This window comes from Pseudoalteromonas sp. S2721, assembly GCF_005887425.1.
Lineage (GTDB): Bacteria > Pseudomonadota > Gammaproteobacteria > Enterobacterales > Alteromonadaceae > Pseudoalteromonas > Pseudoalteromonas simplex.
Genome location: NZ_PNCZ01000035.1, coordinates 54569 through 70681 on the forward strand (window position 1 = coordinate 54569; position 16113 = coordinate 70681).

Sequence of the window (16113 nt, forward strand, 5' to 3'; positions counted from 1 at the left end):
TCATAAGGATGTGCCTCTGTGATTTGGAGTGAGCAATGCGCCAAGAAAAATTATTAATCGTCGAAGATGATAGAGCAATACGCCAACTTATCAGCACACAATTACACTGCCTAAACCTACATATTGATGAAGCCTCGAGCGCTGAAGCTGCAATAAAGAAGCTTGCCAGCTCAAGTTACGGCTTGGTGCTACTCGATATCAATCTACCACAAATGGATGGCTTGAGCTTATGCCGCAAAATTAAAGAGCACTACCCAAGCATTGCCGTTATTTTACTAACTGCACTCAGTAGCGATATGGACAGAGTGATTGGCCTGGAAATGGGCGCTGATGATTACATTTGCAAGCCGTTCTTCGCCAGAGAGTTACAAGCACGAATAAAAACACAATTACGGCATAGGTCACAACTTATGGCAGCCCAATCACATCATGAAGATAGCGCTCAAGCAGTCATTCAACTTGGTGAACTCCATATTGAATTTGCCAGCCACCAAGCATTTTTAGCTGACCAAGCAATTAACTTAACCGCCACCGAATTCGATTTACTAGTCTATTTTGCTAAACACCCAAACCATGTTTTTAGCCGCCAACAGTTACTAGACCAAGTGTGGGGTTACCAACACAGCGGCTACGAGCATACGGTTAATTCCCATATAAACCGTTTACGCAGTAAATTTGAGCAGCATCACCCTACAACCTTTATCGAAACAGTCTGGGGCGTAGGCTATAAATTAAACCCTAGCCAATTGAGTGTAAACTAATGAAATCAATGACGCTATATCAAAAACTCGCTTGGTCATTGGTGCTTATTTTTAGCCTGATGTGCGCACTCGTTTTAAATTGGAGTAAGCAGCTAGAGCAAAGCTCTGTTCATCATGCTCAGCAAAACTTGCACCTCCAATTGGCCGAGCATTTAGTGCACGACAACCCACTGATCAAACAAGGTGTGTATGACTATGACGCACTGGAGAACTTATTTCACACGCTGATGATACTTGGTCCGGCTTTTGAGTTTTATTTTGTAGACCCAGAAGGTCATTTACTGACTTATTCAGCCAAACCGGGGCAAGTTGTTAGGCAACAAATAAACTTAAGCCCAATACAGCAGCTACTCGACAACCCCACTGCCACGCCAATTTATGGTGATGATCCGCGTAGCAAGGATGGCGTAAAAATTTTTTCGACCGCACCAGTTTATAATCAGCAACAACTGCAAGGCTATTTGTACGTGATAATTGGCGGGCAAGCTTACGATACAACCCTTAAAAACATTAAAGCCAATGATAACCTTTGGCTTGCCGCAATGTGGTTTATAGCCGCCTTAGTTGCGCTCTTTATTGCGATGTTGCTGTTATTTAGATTCTTCACCTTACCGTTAAAAAAACTCAATAAAGAGCTTAATAAAATAGAAGCGGCTAACTACAGCCTAACCAAAATGTCATTGGACTCAAGCTACACTGCTGATGATGAAATTGGCAATTTAAGCAAAGGCGTCAATGCCATGCTCGCACGTATTGATGAGCAGTTTCAGTCATTACAGCAAGCCGATAAACAACGCCGTGAGTTACTTACACATTTATCACATGATTTACGTACGCCGCTATCTTCACTGCACGGCCTTCTTGAGGTGATCAATAAACCGGATAGCCACTTAAACGAGCCTGAGCAACGTCATTACCTCAACCTTGCAATGGATAACTGCCAGCAATTAAAACATCTGATCGAACAAATTTTTGAACTTGCTAATTTAGAGTGCGGCCAAGTAAAAATTCAATCAGAGACCTTTAATTTAGGCGAGTTGATTTATGATTGCGTGGCAAAGCTTGCACTCACTGCACAATCCGCAGGAATTTCACTCAGGGTTATCCCAGAAATTTGCGACTTTACCGTGACGGCAGACATTGCAAAATTAGAGCGGGTACTAACAAACTTAATTGAGAATGCTATTCGACACACCCCAAGTGGCGGTGAAATTGCCGTCAAGGTTAGCCAACAAAGTGATCAGTTATACGTGGCAGTATCTGATACTGGGGTTGGTATTCATGAGGATGAACTCAATGCTATTTTTGAACCTCATTATCAGGCCCGTAATAGCATAAAACGAGGCTCAACAGGCTTAGGACTGGCTATTTGCAAGCAATTGCTCACCCTAATGGATAGTGAAATAAACGTCAGCAGTACCTTAGGAAAAGGCAGTGAGTTTCGTTTTAATTTAGCAATGCAGGCACCCGCTTAATCACGGATGCCTGTGTTGTTATTATTTTTCGATACCCGCTAAATCTAGCATAAATGCGTAATATAAAGCGGTGTCTTGTAAGCTCTTAAAGCGCCCAGAAGCACCGCCATGACCTGCTTCCATGTCAGTTTTAAAAAGCAATAGGTTATCATCGGTTTTATATTCACGCAGCTTAGCAACCCATTTTGCTGGCTCAAAATACTGAACTTGAGAGTCATGCAAGCCGGTGGTGACTAACATATTTGGGTAAGCCTGTTTCTTAACTTGGTCGTACGGCGAATACGACAGCATATAATCGTAATAGACTTTATCGTTCGGGTTACCCCACTCGTCATACTCATTTGTTGTTAGTGGTAAGCTGTCATCTAGCATAGTCGTGACCACATCAACAAAAGGCACTGCCGCAATCACTCCTTTATAAAGTTCAGGCGCTTGATTTACAACAGCCCCCATTAGTAAGCCACCCGCACTGCCACCCATGGCAAAAACATTATCTTTATCTGCATATTTTTGAGCAGCCAATGATTTAGTCACATCAACAAAGTCATTAAAGGTGTTTTGTTTATGAAGTAACTTGCCGTCTTCGTACCAAGGACGACCCAACATCTGCGAGCCACGGATATGTGCAATTGCAAATACAAAACCACGATCGAGTAAGCTTAATCGTGAACTAGAAAAGCTTGGATCCATGGTCGCACCATACGAACCATAGCCATATTGCATAAGCGGATTAGAGCCATCTTTTTTAAACTTATCTTTTCGATAAACAAGGCTCACTGGAACATCAACACCATCTCGCGCAGTTACATATATGCGTTCAGATGTGTAATTGCTCGGGTTGAAATCACCCAATACTGTACGCTGTTTAAGCAGTGTTTTTTCGCCACTTTCGAGGTTGATATCGTAGCTACTACCTGGGGTTGTCATACTTGAATAGTAAACACGTAAATTAGGGTTATCTAACTCACTATTACCATAGCTAAAAACCATATACGTTGGATCATTAAACGCAACTATTTGCTCTTGTTGGTTGCGAAGGTCACGAATAGTGATACGGGTTTGCCCCATTTCACGTTCTTCATAAACCAAGTGATTGTTAAATAACTCAATACCCTCAAACTTAACCTTATCGCGACCAGCAATAATCGTTTGCCAATTGGTTTTATCATGAGCCTTATCGCGGTGCACTTTCATCAGTTGGAAGTTAACCGCATTTAAATTGGTAACGATGTAATACCAATCACCTAATTTTTGAATATCATATTCAAGCCCAGCTTCACGTTCAATAAAACGTTTCGGCATTGCTTTAACATCATTTGCATCAATAACCGAGACACCCGAAGCACTGGTGCTGCCATGACTAATATAGATTTCTTGTTGGTCTTTACTCTTGTAAATACCGGTGTAGTAACTGGTGTTTTTCTCTTCGTAAACGAGTTCATCGTCGGCTTGCGGGGTGCCTAGCGTATGGCGATATACTTGGTAGCCTAACAGCGTTTGTAGGTCTTTTTTGATGTAGTAAAAGGTTTTGTTGTCATTAGCCCACACGACATCACCTTCCGTGCCTTCAAGGCTCTCTGTGAGCATTTTACCTGTGGTTAAATCTTTAACTTTAATTGTGTAAATGCGACGACTAACTGTATCTTCACCGTAAGCAAGTAAATTGCCATTTGGACTCACAGCTAAACCGGTGACAGCAAAGTAATCATGATTTTTAGCAAGCTCATTTACATTTAAAATAACTTGCTTACCCTCTCCTTGACTATCTTGGCTACGCACATAAACCGGATATTCATCATCACCACGCGTTTGTGAGAAATAATAATAATCCCCTTTTTTTGTCGGTACGGTATCGTCATCCTTTTCAATACGTCCTTTAAGCTCTTCGAAAAGGGTGTTTTGTAGCGTTTGAGTATGTGCCAATTTGCTTTCAACATACGCATTTTCAGCATTTAAATGAGCAATAACAGCGGCATCTTTGCGCTCATCATCACGCATCCAGTAGTAGTTATCGATACGTGTGTCACCATGAATGGTCATTTCATGAGGTATTTTTTTAGCAACGGGAGCTGCTATTTGAATCGACTCAGTTGCACCCGATTGTTTTATTGTATCTTTTTCATTTGAGTCATCAGGAGCTTTATTACAGGCAGTTAAAATAGCTAAAGAGAGTGCCGCGAGACAAAGTGAGTGGCCAACTTTCATAGGGATCCTAAATTAATTTTTATTATTAAGTCCCTAATATAAGTAATTAACCGTGAATTTATAAGTAGCCTTTGTGAAGCAATGTAAAAAGGGAGCCGAAGCTCCCTTTTATCACTTATTTTTCAAATAATTACTTTTGCTTACGACGACGCATGAATGCGAACGGTGCAGCAAGTAATGTTAACCATGCTAGTGAACCTGAAGAAGATTTTTTCTTCGGTTCTTCAACGACAGGAGCTGGATCAGCAATTGTATCATTTACAACAATAGAAACACTTGTTTCTTCTGATTCCATACCTGAGCTCTCACGTACAGTATAAGTAAAGCTATCTTCACCTGCGAACTGAGCATTAGGTTTATAGTCTATGGTACCATCTTCTTTCACTGTTGCTGTACCGTTGCTTGGTGCAGAAACAACTTTAACTGTTGAAGACTCAAGGCTACCCTTAACTTTCACACCTTTGTGGACAAGGAACTCTGCATTATCTAATTCCGAAGCAGCCTTACCATCAAACGTGAATCGAGATTCACCCATATCATTTTCTAATACATTGATATTGATAGTTTGCTCTTCATCAGTAACTACAGAATCTGCCGAAGTATAGTTGCTACGGTCTTTCGCAAATGCTTGATACTGAATTTCAACTGTACCACCTTGGGTTTGCTCAACCATATAACCTTGACCAAGAGCTGTCCCTGTTGGAACTGTACTTAGTGCAACACCGACACCACCATCAGCAGATTCAGCGCCAGCCGAATAAGCAGAAGGTAACGCTGGAACATCTATGTAATTAATACGTACTTCATCCGTACCTTCTTTCAAAATAACTTGGAAAGTGTACTTATCACCTGAAGTGCTAGCGTATTCTTCAACATCATGCCACTCAATAACAATGTGACCACTTTCAAGTGTTGCTATATACAGCTCACCACCGCCAGTTGCACCACCCGCTAAGTCATAATCGGCCCATAAAGGTGCAATAACACCATTTGGCGTACGAGTATTAGGGAATGCACGCGGAGACCACGCACCACTGACGTTCACATCACTACCAACAGCAACGAAACCATTATCAGAAACTGTAAATGCTGAATATTCTTTTCCATCATAGATAAAGTCAGCATCAACGGTTACCGTAAATTCATCACAACCATTTGGGCACGCAACAGCTGTTGCTCCAGCTTCTGCTAAAGAGAACGTACCTAACAAGTTATCATCAGAAAGAGTCATAACTTTAGGGTCTAACTTACCAGTCCATGTTAGTTCTTTATTATCTTCACTAACAGTTACTTCACCGGCTCCACGTGCAACTTCCACTAAAGGTGAAGTGCCTTTAAGTAGCTCTGCATTTTCATCAAGCTTAACATTAACGGTTAATTCGTTTTCAAAGCCAGAATTAGCAAATTTAACGCCTACTTTCGCAGGTGTTGATGAGTTTAAAGAATCAGCATCAACATTAGCGGTGAAGAAACTCGCATTTGTTTCTTCATTATCGTATATAGCAAATGGAAGGTGAGCTACCTGACCTGTTTCAGAGTGCGTCCATACAACATGACCAAAATTCCAACCTTTAACACTATTGTATGTTGAGTCAATATCTAAATTAAACTCTGCAATATCGGTGCGTGTCTCAGTATTATCTTCTCCAGTCGTCACAGAACCATTCGCTTCTAGAGTGATAGTGCTAGGCGATATAGAGATTTCTGCACCATCCATGTCTGTAACTACTTTAGCTGTCCACTCTCCCGAGGTGTCACTCATATTTTGCACAGTATTTTTGAAGCTACATACGCTTAGACAGCTAGGATCAGCATAAGAACCGTGACTAAATGTAAGCGACGCATTTAATGCACTAGGTACATCTAGGCGACCAGCACCAACATCAAAAGCATCTGCTTTAGTGACAAGATCTTCTTTATGAAGTCCATCCATCTTCGATGTACTCATTAAAGCGGTTTTGATCTGTACAGCATCCCATTCTGGGTGTGCTTGCTTAATAAGTGCAGCTGCACCCGCAACATGAGGGCTAGCCATACTAGTACCAGAGATTGCCGTGAATGTTAATCCATTTCCCTCATCTGGAGAGTATGCAGACAGGATGTCTGTACCTGGAGCAGCAATATCAGGTTTTAGGAAGCTTGGTTCACCGTTTGGTCCTCGTGAACTCGAAGAATTAACTGCATCAGTGAACTTAGCTACGATAGTTCTTTGCACACTTGGATCAAGAGTCGCGATAACAGGCTCTTCTGCTTCTTTCAATAACTCAACTAAGCTTAAACCATCTTCTTGGCTAATAGCTGAAGCTGGGATTGGAGCATCATCCATAGACATCCCCATCGCACCACCAGCAGCATTATTGTGAATAATCACTGCAGAAGCACCTGCTTTAGCTGCATTTTCAGCTTTAACACTAAAAGCACAAGCACCACGAGAGATTAACGCAACAGAATCAGCAAAACTAATTCCTTCCGCAAACTCTTCGCAACCCTCAAAGTTATCTGGTGCGATAACTTGTGCAGAGATAACCGGTAAAGAAAGCGTTTCTTTTAATAGGCCATTACTACCCTCAATACTTAAATAGCTTTCGCCATCAACCTCAATTTGCTGCGAAAAAAATCGGCCTGTTTGGGTATTTGCAACTGTTAAACCAGACTCGATACATCCTGGACAGCCAATTGTTTGTGGTCCATTACCATCATTACCTGCTGCAGTAACAACAACAACACCTGCTTCTTCTGCTGCTGTAAATAAGTCGCTGTAAGCACTTGATGCAGGGTTTGCTCCTGCACCACCACCCCATGAGTTATTAATAACATCTGCGCCGTCTTTAATTGCGGCTTCTAATGCAGACATAAGCGCGGTTGTAGTACCACTGCCGCGACCATCAGCTGTATGCCATAGTGCTTTATATGCCATCAGTTGAGCAGCAGGAGCTACACCAGAAATAGACACATTGTTACCCTGGTAGGTGATTTCCATTGGGTTACCAACCGCAGTACCAGCTACGTGCGTCCCGTGACCATCATAACCTAAAGGAGAGCCAATATACTCATCTGGATGAACACTAGAAGGAGTTGGACCAAAAGCACGTGCAACAATTAACTTGTTATTACAAAAGTCAGCTTCACCACCATCCATTCGACAATAATCAGGATTTGTTGCTAAGTAAGCAGCTTCTTCTTCACTGAACTCTGGAGCCGTAAAACCTACATCTGAAAACATAGGATTTTCAGGGCGAATACCTGAGTCAATAATCGCAACCTTAACACCTTTACCAGCTTCAGATTGACCACCTAATGCTTGCCACGCTTCAACACCTTTGATTACATCAATTGATGCGTCCATTACTGTATGATATTCAGTATCTAGGAATACTTTTTTAACGCCTGGTAGTCTAGCCAGAGCTTCTCTTTGACCTTCAGCGCCCTCAATAACAACACCATTGAATAAAGTGCTAAACGTATGAGAAACAGCTCCACCACTTATAGATACAGCGTCACGAGCTACGCTCTTTTGCTTAGCTTTTAAGTAACTGCTGTACTTTAACGCTTGGTTTGAAGAAAGATTTAGCTTACTCTCCCCAGTTACCTCTGCAGAGGTAGCCTGTAGGCCGATGATTCCGCCTTTATAAGTTGCAAGAGGTTCATCCTCGAGTTGAATAATATAGCGAGTTTTATTGTTAATTGTTTTATCTTGAGAGTAACTTTTTACATTAGATATTTCAGGAACATAGCCCTTGTTAAGATCAAGTGTTGCTGCTGTAACACCATAAGACATCATTGCTAACCCAATAGCCGATGATAGAGCGGTTCGCTTCATTTTACTTGGAGACATCATTTTCCCTCGGATGAGTTTTATATTATTGTATTTACTCAATTCAATGATATTAGAATTGTTCGACGACTATAAAGCTCAAAAACACAAACTAGCAACAGCTTGGTTACAACAAAGTGCCCCCTCTGCCGAAAAGAAACTGTAACAGACTGATTTAAATGGGTTAAATGTCAAACTTAAATTGTAAACCACTGTAAATAAAATATAACAATGAGCGGAGAGACTGATGAATTCAGAAGTTATCAACATTCTTACCATGGCAAAGGTGATTCAAACGGCTGTTGCACCCGTCTTTTTAATTACCGGTATTGCAGCAACGTTAGGCGTGCTTTCCAACCGCTTGGCGCGTATTACCGATCGAGCGAGACAGTTAGAACGCAAGCTTAAAGTCAGTACGGATGAAGACTTCAATAAGTCATTAACAACGGAGCTAAGGGCACTGTTGAAACGCTCTCGCTGCATCCATATTGCATTTAGTCTAAGTGTACTCAGTGCTTTATTAGTATGTGCTGTGGTTATGTGTCTATTTTTATCGCATATTCAATCTATCAACTTGAGCGTGACAATTGCTAGCTGCTTTGTGGCCGCTATGGCGCTGCTGATATGTGGATTTTTATCTTTACTATGCGAGGTTTTCTTAGCAACAAGAAGCATGCGCCGCGGCATGATCTTCGCTGATATTGATATAAATGATTAAATTAAACTTAAGTTAAGATTAACCGCAATACACTTGAATATTATATTGAGCTAAGATACAACTCAGTTAGTTTACTTTTATGACATCTTAAGGGGCAAAAGGAATGAAATTAAAACAATTAGTAGTGGGTGCAATGCTTTCAACAATGGCACTAGGCGCTTCAGCAAATTCTGTATTTGAAGAGCCAAGCGATGCAATCGAGTATCGTCAGGCAGCATTTTCAATGATCCGCGTACAAATTGGTGATATGGGCGATATGCTAAAAGGGAAAGTACCTTTTGATGCAGAACGTTTTCAAAAGCGTGCTAACAATGCAGCGGCATTATCTAAAATGCCTTGGGAAGCTTTCGTAGCGGGTTCTGATAAAGGTGATACATCTGCGCTTGCAGCTGTATGGAGCGACAACGAAACCTTTATGAAAAAAGCAGTTGCTTTCCAACAATATGCTGATGAGCTAGCAATTGCAGCGCAAAGTGGCGATAAAAAAGTAATTGGTAAAGCATTTGGCGCTTGGGCTAAAGGCTGTAAAGATTGCCATAAGTCTTTCAAAGACTAGTTAAAAACTTAAACTAAAAAGGCGCTTATTAGCGCCTTTTTTAATGTCTTATACCAATTCACTTAATTAAGTGGTCTATTTTGAGGCAATAGAACCTCGTTGATAGCAAGGCAAAAATTTCGTTATTTAGTTTGTTCTAAATCAGAAATTTTTAACGCAGGTAGCGACAGGTTTTATCCCTCAAAATGATTAAGTATTATTGCGGATTGGTATTAGATTACCTAGCCAAGCAAATAGCTGAGCGGCTCTGCACCCCAAGTCGTAAATAGCACCACTAAGCACACTGCAAAAATAACAAAAGCTATCAACGGTGATTTAGTAACAGGCTCAGTAACCGCAACTTGCTCACTATTGCCCGTTAGCATAGGCTTCACTAAGTTCTTACCCTTAATGCGGTAAATCACAATCGCTAATACATGCAACACAATGGCATACAACAAAATATCAAAGTTTAAATGATGGAGCCAACCCGCAAACTCTACGGTATCTGAGGATACATGCGCCACCAGCGGGCCATCCGTTAAAATATCGTCACTGGTCATTAAGCCAGAGGTTAACTGTACGATGAGTAGCGCAAAAAAGGCTATCACCATATAACTACCCGCCGCGCCGTGACCCGCCTTATGTTCATTGCTTGTAAATGACTTAATTGCAGCAACAGGTGAATGAATAAGCGCAGACAGCTTTGCCGTTTTACTACCAATTAGACCCCAAACAAGACGTGTAATAATAAGCGCTAGAGTGAAGTAGCCTGCAGCAAAATGCAGCTCCAACATACCTTCTTCAGCACTAAAATAGAGGGTTGCGATGGCCGCAACTAATAACCAATGGAAGCTTCTTATAAAGCCATCCCATACTTTAACTTTAGACATTGTAACTTTCCCTTTAAAAGACGCTAATGATTTCAGCAACAGGCTCGGCTATACATTATTGCAAACTTCAGTTATTTTGACACACCTCTATTTTAGCTGTTTTGATCTGAGCCATAACAACAAACATGAGCGATAAGATGCATAAATCAACAATAAGAGCCTTGCTAAAAGGATTTTTCGACATGCTCCCCTTATGCCTTGCGGTGTTACCTTGGGGAATTTTATGTGGCTCGTTAGCAGTTCAAAATGGCTTCAGTGCTTTAGCAACACAAGCTATGTCGTTATTGGTATTTGCAGGCTCAGCACAACTCGTTGCGATTGAATTAATGGCCGGCAATACCCCGCTTTTAACTATATTATTTACCACTCTCATTATTAGCTCACGGCACTTTTTATATGGTTTAGCTATTCGCCACAAAGTCATTGATCAACCCTTTCGTTGGCGCCTGCCTGTGAGTTTTGTACTGACGGATGAATTATTTGCTTTTTCGCATCATCGCAAAGCCTATCGCACAAAAGTGCGCCTTATTTACGCACTCAGTGCCGGGTTTAGTTTTTATATTGCCTGGAATATCTGGACCTTACTAGGTATTGTCGCAGGAAGCCTCCTTCCCGATTTAACACACCTAGGGCTTGATTTCGCCATCGCAGCCACGTTTATTGCTTTAGTTATTCCGGGAGTAAAGAACCTTGCAACACTGGCTACAGTGATCACCGCTGGCGTTGTTGCAACGCTATTAAAAAATCAGGGCTTTCAACTTTGGCTTGTCACTGCGGCCCTTATCGCTATGACAGTGGGTTATCTAATTAGTCGCTGGCAAGCAAAAGAGGAGCATACACAATGATGACCACCATTTTATTAATGGCGTGTATTACCTTCTTCACACGTTACTTATTTTTGCACCGTGCATTACCGTTTAAAGTCGGCCCAAAAATGCAGCAATTCTTAAGTTTTAGCGCCCCAGCAGTACTCACCGCAATTTGGGTGCCCATTGTATTTATTAATGACGAAGGGATAAATCTAGATTGGCAAAATCCCTATCTAAGCGCTGCTGTTGTGTCTGTTATCGTGGCCTATAAAACACATAACATATACTACACAACACTGGCAGGGATGGGATTGTTTATAATTTTAAGTTAGCTGCGATGCTTAACGCCAAGTAAGAAAAACCGCTGATTAAAATTTACCCTTTTAGAAAAATGCCAAGCAAGTTAGAATCAATGCAACAATAATAAAAAGTTATCATTATGAGCGAATTTCACCAACTTTCTGCCACCAGCCTACAAGGCCAAACCGTTGACTTTTCTGATTTTGAAAACAAGGTCGTACTTGTTGTAAACACTGCAAGTAAATGTGGCTTCACTCCACAATATGAAGGCTTACAAGCACTGCATGAAAAGTATCATGAGCAAGGCTTAGTAATAATTGGTTTTCCATGTAACCAGTTTGGCAAACAAGAACCAGGTGATGCAAAAGAAATTAAAGAAAGCTGCCTTATTAACTATGGCGTTAGCTTTTTAATGATGAGCAAAGTCGATGTGAATGGCGAACATGCTCACCCTGTTTTTAGATACCTAAAATCAGAATTACCGGGGTTTATCACCCGCAAAATAAAATGGAACTTCACCAAATTTTTAATTGGTAAAGATGGCAAGGCCATTAAGCGCTATGCGCCACTGACAAAACCTGAACAGCTAGAGTCAGACATCGCAGCTGCACTGGGCAAATAACGAAGTCTAAAAGCAATAAAGAGGCAAATTGCCTCTTTATCTAAATTTATGCTTAGTCGTTCAAGTACTCGTCAAAGTCGTCATCGCCTAAGTTTCTGCGCAAGCGTTTTTGTTCAAGATAGTCTTCCAACTTCTTCTTTACGCGTTGCTTTTTCTTGTCGTGTTGATTACGCCCGACCATTTCGTACTCGTCTTCAACAAAATCGTCATCTAGCGCGTCATAACTAAATGTCTTACCCACAACCCACTCCATAAAGTGTTTGAGACCAATTCTTGAGATTAAAATTTGCTCGATGAATTGGCAAAGATTAAAAAGCTCGGTAGTAATTTAGTATCTAAAAAACCACCAAAATAAAGCCATACACCCATGCTAAATAGGTCATATGTCAATATTGTGAATAAATAGCGCTAAATTTGATTTCTGAAAAGTGAGAGTTTTTTATCGTTTCGATAAGAGTCATTTATGCATGTGTATTTTTTAGTTAATTTGACTAAAAAATGGTTAAAAAGTTATTCCCCGCAATTTTTAAAAAAGCCTCAAAACACATCAAACCATTGAATTAATTGAACTTATAAATTATGGCATTCAATTTGATTATGTATTTGTGTCATTTCAAACAGGAAAGAAAAAAATGAAAAAGTTATTGTTAGTAAGTTCTTTATTTATCGCTACCAGCGCAATGGCTCATAACGATAATGATACAAATATTTCATTCAGCGGTGAGCAGTGTGATGTTGAATTTATAAATGATGTACGCATCACACCAAGCGAGTTAGAAGTCTACACAGCCGATAATCGTACTATGAAAATCATCGATCAACACACTTTATATATCGATGGTCAAAGCGTGTCGCTTGATGCTTCACAACAGCAAGCAATTGCAGATTACTCAGACAGCTTACGCAGCCAACTTCCTGAAGTAGCAAATATCGCACTTGATGGCGTAAAAATAGCAGGTGTGGCCATCGAAGAAGTATCAAATGCTTTCAATATTGATGGCCTAAGCGACATTTCAGAATTAATGGACGATATCAGCGTAGAAGTACAAAACGCTTTCTATCAGCAAGGTGCGTTCACCATGGGTCAGCAAAATTTCGAAAAATTTGGCCAAAACTTTGAAGACCAATTCGATGAGAAAATCGAATCGGCTGTCGAGTCAGCCATGATGCAATCGATGGGCAGTATTTTAGTGGCGCTAGGCTCTGAACTTTTAGGTTCAGGTGGCGACATGGATGAGTTTGAGCAACGTATGGAAAACATGGGCGCACAAATCGAAGCGCGTGTAGAAACACAGGCAGCTCAACTTGAAGAGCGTGCAGATGCATTATGCGGCAGCTTTGCAGATATCGCTCATAAAGAACAAGAATTAGTGGTACTAGTACCACAACTAAAAGAGTACCAACTATTTACTTTCAAACAGAATGCAGAGTAATTGACTAATTAACATCCCTGAACCAAAACAATTGGTCCTTTCGCGCAGAGCTTGCTCTGCGCTTTTTTATTTTTTGGCCAGCACAGTCAATTGCGATAACGTTTTAATCGCCTGCTCTAAGTTTTCAGACCAAGGCAAGCCATAACTTAAACGAAAACAGCTACGGTACTTTTTACCCGCTGAGAATATCAACCCCGGAGTAATACTGATCCCCGCCTCTAGTGCCAGATGAAATAACTTTACCGCATCATATTGGCTACCAAGGTCAACCCAGATAACACAGCCCCCTTGCGGGTTACTTATACGCGCACAACTTGGCATATATTGCTGCAGGCACCAAATCATACGTTCTTTATTGGTACATAAGCGCTGTCTAAGCAAACGAATGTTACGGTCGTACTCACCGCTAGCTATAAACTCATACAAGGTCCACTGGTTTATAAGTGGCGCAGAGCAACTAAGCGCGCGTTTGTGTCGCCTTGCTTGTTCTGCAAACTTACCGGCAATGATCCAACCAATGCGGTAACTAGGTGCGGCTGTTTTTGAAAACGACGCGCAGGTGATCACTAAGCCCTTTTTTGAATAAGCTTGTGCAGGCGTCGCACGCTTTGCCGTAAAATGTAAGTCGCCATAAACATCATCCTCAATAAGTACCACATCACGCTGCTCTAACAGTGCCACTAATTGCTCACGCTTAGCATCAGGCATAAAGCTGCCAACAGGGTTATTTAATGAGGTAGAAAACACACAGGCTTTTATATCATGCTCATCGAGTGCTTGAGCCAAGTCATCTAACCATATTCCTTCATCAGGACACAGCGGTATTTCCAGTGCCTTTAAACCTAAGCTTTCAATTAATTCGATAATGCCAAAATAACAAGGCGACTCGATAGCAATAACATCACCGGGTTTAGCGACACACTTAAGGGCAATCGCCAGCGCCTCTTGAGCACCATTGGTGATCACTAATTCATCGCTATCAACCCCAATACCAAAGTCCAGATAGCGATGAATGAGTTGTTTTTTAAGTGGCGCAAAGCCATCCATCGGCCCGTAATTAATTGCCGATGCGCCAGCCAGTGTCATTACTCGGCGCATTGTTCGTGCCAGTGCTTTATCTGTCGGTGCAGCAGCCACAGGGTTGGCGATACCAAATGGCACCACATTAGCTTTGTGGATAGCGCTGTAGACTTGCTCAATCAAGCCTTGCTTATTGACTGTGGTAGGCTCTCGACTGAGCCTAACTCGCTTTGGTCGAGACTGATTTAACTGTGATGACTTTAAAAAGTACCCTGACTTTTCTCTGGCTTCGATCAGCCCTTGCCCTTCAAGTAATTGATACGCTTGCTTTACAGTAGGAATACTGATGTTGAGCTTGTCTGCCATTTTTCTGAGCGAAGGTAACTTTTCACCCGGTAATAACGAACCTTGCAAGCAAAGATCTCTAACTAGCTGAATAACTTGTTGATATAAGAACTCACTGTTACTACGACTGATAACTTGTGACATAGCCCACCAAACTGTATAGGTTGCATTTCTAGTTTTCTGTATATGTTAAGTATACAGAAGAGGATTAAAATGAACATACTTTCAATTTTTGGGTACTAACTATGAAAAGCGCCGCTCTCTACCTTGCTACAGTACTGATCTGGGGATCGACTTGGCTAGCTATTGAGTTTCAACTGGGTGATGTTGCTGTTGAGGTCTCTTTATTTTATCGCTTTGCCATTGCAGCCATTTTAATGTGGGCCTTTGTGCTGGTAAAAAAACTCCCTATGCAATATTCACTGCGCGATCACGGATTTTTTGCATTATTGGCTTTATTTAACTTTGGTTTAAATTATTTAGTGCTGTATTGGGCGCAGAACTATCTCACCTCAGCAATGGCCTCAATTGCGTTTTCTATGTTGCTATTGATGAACATTATTAATACCCGCTTGTTCTTCGCAAAGCCAATTGCGAAACGAATTTACTTTGGCGCACTACTTGGCGTAATGGGTATTGCCAGCTTGTTTTGGCCACAAATTCAGCAATTCGACTTGAGTAATGGTGCATTGGTCGGGTTACTACTTGCGCTATCTGGAACCTTTGTGGCTTCATTGGGGAATATGGTCAGTGTTCGAAACTCTCAGCGTAATATTGGCGTACTTCAAGGCAATGCCTGGGGTATGTTATACAGCGCTTTAGGGCTAGCAGCTTATGTTTTAGTAAGCGACGTTGAGCTGACATTGAATGCCCCAACCAGCTATTGGGTATCGCTCTTCTATTTAGCTGTATTTGGTACCGTAATCGCATTTGCTTGTTACTTCGCGCTACTTAAAAATATCGGCCCTGAGCGAGCAAGCTATGTAATCGTATTATTCCCACTGGTTGCAGTGGTCTTAAGTACCTTATTTGAAGGATTTGAATGGCAAGCAAATACCTTTATGGGTTTTAGCCTAGTGTTATTCGGTAATGCTATCGTGCTGACTCCAACTCGACAAATTAAAGCATTTTTTGCTGCACGTAATCTGCAGCAAAAAAGCTCCGTCCCCAGTTAGAAGTGACT

14 protein-coding genes are annotated in these 16113 nt (G+C 41.3%); 9 read left to right on the plus strand and 5 right to left on the minus strand.

From position 1 onward, the window contains the following. The first annotated feature begins 35 nt into the window (after window positions 1-35). Both CWC02_RS13725 and CWC02_RS13730 read left to right on the plus strand, forming a co-directional pair. Complete coding sequence (locus CWC02_RS13725; RefSeq protein ID WP_138618792.1) at window positions 36-761, plus strand: response regulator transcription factor; 726 nt, start codon at window positions 36-38, stop codon at window positions 759-761. Then, window positions 761-2236 (plus strand): sensor histidine kinase, encoded by a 1476-nt coding sequence (locus tag CWC02_RS13730; protein WP_138618794.1) that lies wholly within the window; start codon window positions 761-763, stop codon window positions 2234-2236. Before CWC02_RS13725 ends, CWC02_RS13730 begins: the two co-directional genes overlap by 1 nt. A gap of 21 nt (window positions 2237-2257) precedes the next feature. On the opposite strand, the gene CWC02_RS13735 is transcribed toward CWC02_RS13730, so the two are convergent. Further along, entirely contained in the window at window positions 2258-4441 is a 2184-nt protein-coding gene (locus tag CWC02_RS13735; protein ID WP_054554630.1) for a S9 family peptidase, read from the minus strand. Window positions 4442-4571: 130 nt separating this feature from the next. Beyond that, complete coding sequence (locus tag CWC02_RS13740; protein WP_054554629.1) at window positions 4572-8276, minus strand: S8 family serine peptidase; 3705 nt, start codon at window positions 8274-8276, stop codon at window positions 4572-4574. A gap of 226 nt (window positions 8277-8502) precedes the next feature. Between CWC02_RS13740 and CWC02_RS13745 the strand changes: the two genes are divergently transcribed. Together CWC02_RS13745 and CWC02_RS13750 are read left to right on the plus strand one after the other, a co-directional pair. Beyond that, window positions 8503-8973, plus strand: a complete 471-nt coding sequence (locus tag CWC02_RS13745; RefSeq protein WP_054554628.1) for a DUF2721 domain-containing protein — start codon at window positions 8503-8505, stop codon at window positions 8971-8973. A gap of 103 nt (window positions 8974-9076) precedes the next feature. Beyond that, a complete protein-coding gene (locus tag CWC02_RS13750) occupies window positions 9077-9529 on the plus strand; it encodes a c-type cytochrome (protein WP_138618796.1) in 453 nt (150 codons plus the stop codon). 221 nt (window positions 9530-9750) lie between these two features. Here CWC02_RS13750 and CWC02_RS13755 read toward each other — a convergent pair whose 3' ends face one another. Continuing rightward, window positions 9751-10401: a cytochrome b/b6 domain-containing protein gene (locus tag CWC02_RS13755; protein ID WP_138618798.1), complete on the minus strand. Its 651-nt coding sequence runs from the start codon at window positions 10399-10401 to the stop codon at window positions 9751-9753. Window positions 10402-10538: 137 nt separating this feature from the next. Between CWC02_RS13755 and CWC02_RS13760 the strand changes: the two genes are divergently transcribed. From CWC02_RS13760 to CWC02_RS13770, 3 genes are all read left to right on the plus strand, one after another. Continuing rightward, window positions 10539-11246 carry an AzlC family ABC transporter permease gene (locus CWC02_RS13760; RefSeq protein ID WP_138618800.1) on the plus strand — a complete coding sequence of 236 codons (708 nt, stop codon included), beginning with the start codon at window positions 10539-10541 and terminating at the stop codon, window positions 11244-11246. Continuing rightward, window positions 11243-11542 (plus strand): AzlD domain-containing protein, encoded by a 300-nt coding sequence (locus CWC02_RS13765; RefSeq protein ID WP_058585371.1) that lies wholly within the window; start codon window positions 11243-11245, stop codon window positions 11540-11542. The genes CWC02_RS13760 and CWC02_RS13765 overlap by 4 nt, the downstream gene beginning before the upstream one ends. Before the next feature lie 107 nt (window positions 11543-11649). Continuing rightward, window positions 11650-12132 carry a glutathione peroxidase gene (locus CWC02_RS13770; protein WP_138618802.1) on the plus strand — a complete coding sequence of 161 codons (483 nt, stop codon included), beginning with the start codon at window positions 11650-11652 and terminating at the stop codon, window positions 12130-12132. A gap of 52 nt (window positions 12133-12184) precedes the next feature. On the opposite strand, the gene CWC02_RS13775 is transcribed toward CWC02_RS13770, so the two are convergent. After that, window positions 12185-12373: a PA3496 family putative envelope integrity protein gene (locus tag CWC02_RS13775; protein WP_082389337.1), complete on the minus strand. Its 189-nt coding sequence runs from the start codon at window positions 12371-12373 to the stop codon at window positions 12185-12187. A 391-nt stretch (window positions 12374-12764) separates the two neighbouring features. Here CWC02_RS13775 and CWC02_RS13780 point away from each other — a divergent pair, with 391 nt between their 5' ends. After that, window positions 12765-13565 carry a YggN family protein gene (locus CWC02_RS13780; RefSeq protein ID WP_138618804.1) on the plus strand — a complete coding sequence of 267 codons (801 nt, stop codon included), beginning with the start codon at window positions 12765-12767 and terminating at the stop codon, window positions 13563-13565. 66 nt (window positions 13566-13631) lie between these two features. Here the strand turns inward: CWC02_RS13780 and CWC02_RS13785 are convergent, their stop codons facing one another. Next, on the minus strand, window positions 13632-15074 hold the full coding sequence (locus tag CWC02_RS13785; protein ID WP_138618806.1) for an aminotransferase-like domain-containing protein: 1443 nt from the start codon (window positions 15072-15074) through the stop codon (window positions 13632-13634). A gap of 101 nt (window positions 15075-15175) precedes the next feature. On the opposite strand from CWC02_RS13785, the gene CWC02_RS13790 reads away from it, so the two are divergent. After that, complete coding sequence (locus tag CWC02_RS13790) at window positions 15176-16105, plus strand: DMT family transporter (protein ID WP_135923129.1); 930 nt, start codon at window positions 15176-15178, stop codon at window positions 16103-16105. Window positions 16106-16113: the final 8 nt, after the last annotated feature.

Bases quoted from the DNA above. Each gene is read 5' to 3' on its own strand.
- CWC02_RS13765 (WP_058585371.1), top strand. From the start codon at position 11,243: ATGATGACCACCATTTTATTAATGGCGTGTATTACCTTCTTCACACGT.
- CWC02_RS13725 (WP_138618792.1), top strand. From the start codon at position 36: ATGCGCCAAGAAAAATTATTAATCGTCGAAGATGATAGAGCAATACGC.
- CWC02_RS13745 (WP_054554628.1), top strand. From the start codon at position 8,503: ATGAATTCAGAAGTTATCAACATTCTTACCATGGCAAAGGTGATTCAA.
- CWC02_RS13750 (WP_138618796.1), top strand. From the start codon at position 9,077: ATGAAATTAAAACAATTAGTAGTGGGTGCAATGCTTTCAACAATGGCA.
- CWC02_RS13740 (WP_054554629.1), bottom strand. From the start codon at position 8,276: ATGTCTCCAAGTAAAATGAAGCGAACCGCTCTATCATCGGCTATTGGG.
- CWC02_RS13735 (WP_054554630.1), bottom strand. From the start codon at position 4,441: ATGAAAGTTGGCCACTCACTTTGTCTCGCGGCACTCTCTTTAGCTATT.
- CWC02_RS13760 (WP_138618800.1), top strand. From the start codon at position 10,539: ATGCATAAATCAACAATAAGAGCCTTGCTAAAAGGATTTTTCGACATG.
- CWC02_RS13785 (WP_138618806.1), bottom strand. From the start codon at position 15,074: ATGTCACAAGTTATCAGTCGTAGTAACAGTGAGTTCTTATATCAACAA.
- CWC02_RS13770 (WP_138618802.1), top strand. From the start codon at position 11,650: ATGAGCGAATTTCACCAACTTTCTGCCACCAGCCTACAAGGCCAAACC.
- CWC02_RS13780 (WP_138618804.1), top strand. From the start codon at position 12,765: ATGAAAAAGTTATTGTTAGTAAGTTCTTTATTTATCGCTACCAGCGCA.
- CWC02_RS13730 (WP_138618794.1), top strand. From the start codon at position 761: ATGAAATCAATGACGCTATATCAAAAACTCGCTTGGTCATTGGTGCTT.
- CWC02_RS13755 (WP_138618798.1), bottom strand. From the start codon at position 10,401: ATGTCTAAAGTTAAAGTATGGGATGGCTTTATAAGAAGCTTCCATTGG.
- CWC02_RS13790 (WP_135923129.1), top strand. From the start codon at position 15,176: ATGAAAAGCGCCGCTCTCTACCTTGCTACAGTACTGATCTGGGGATCG.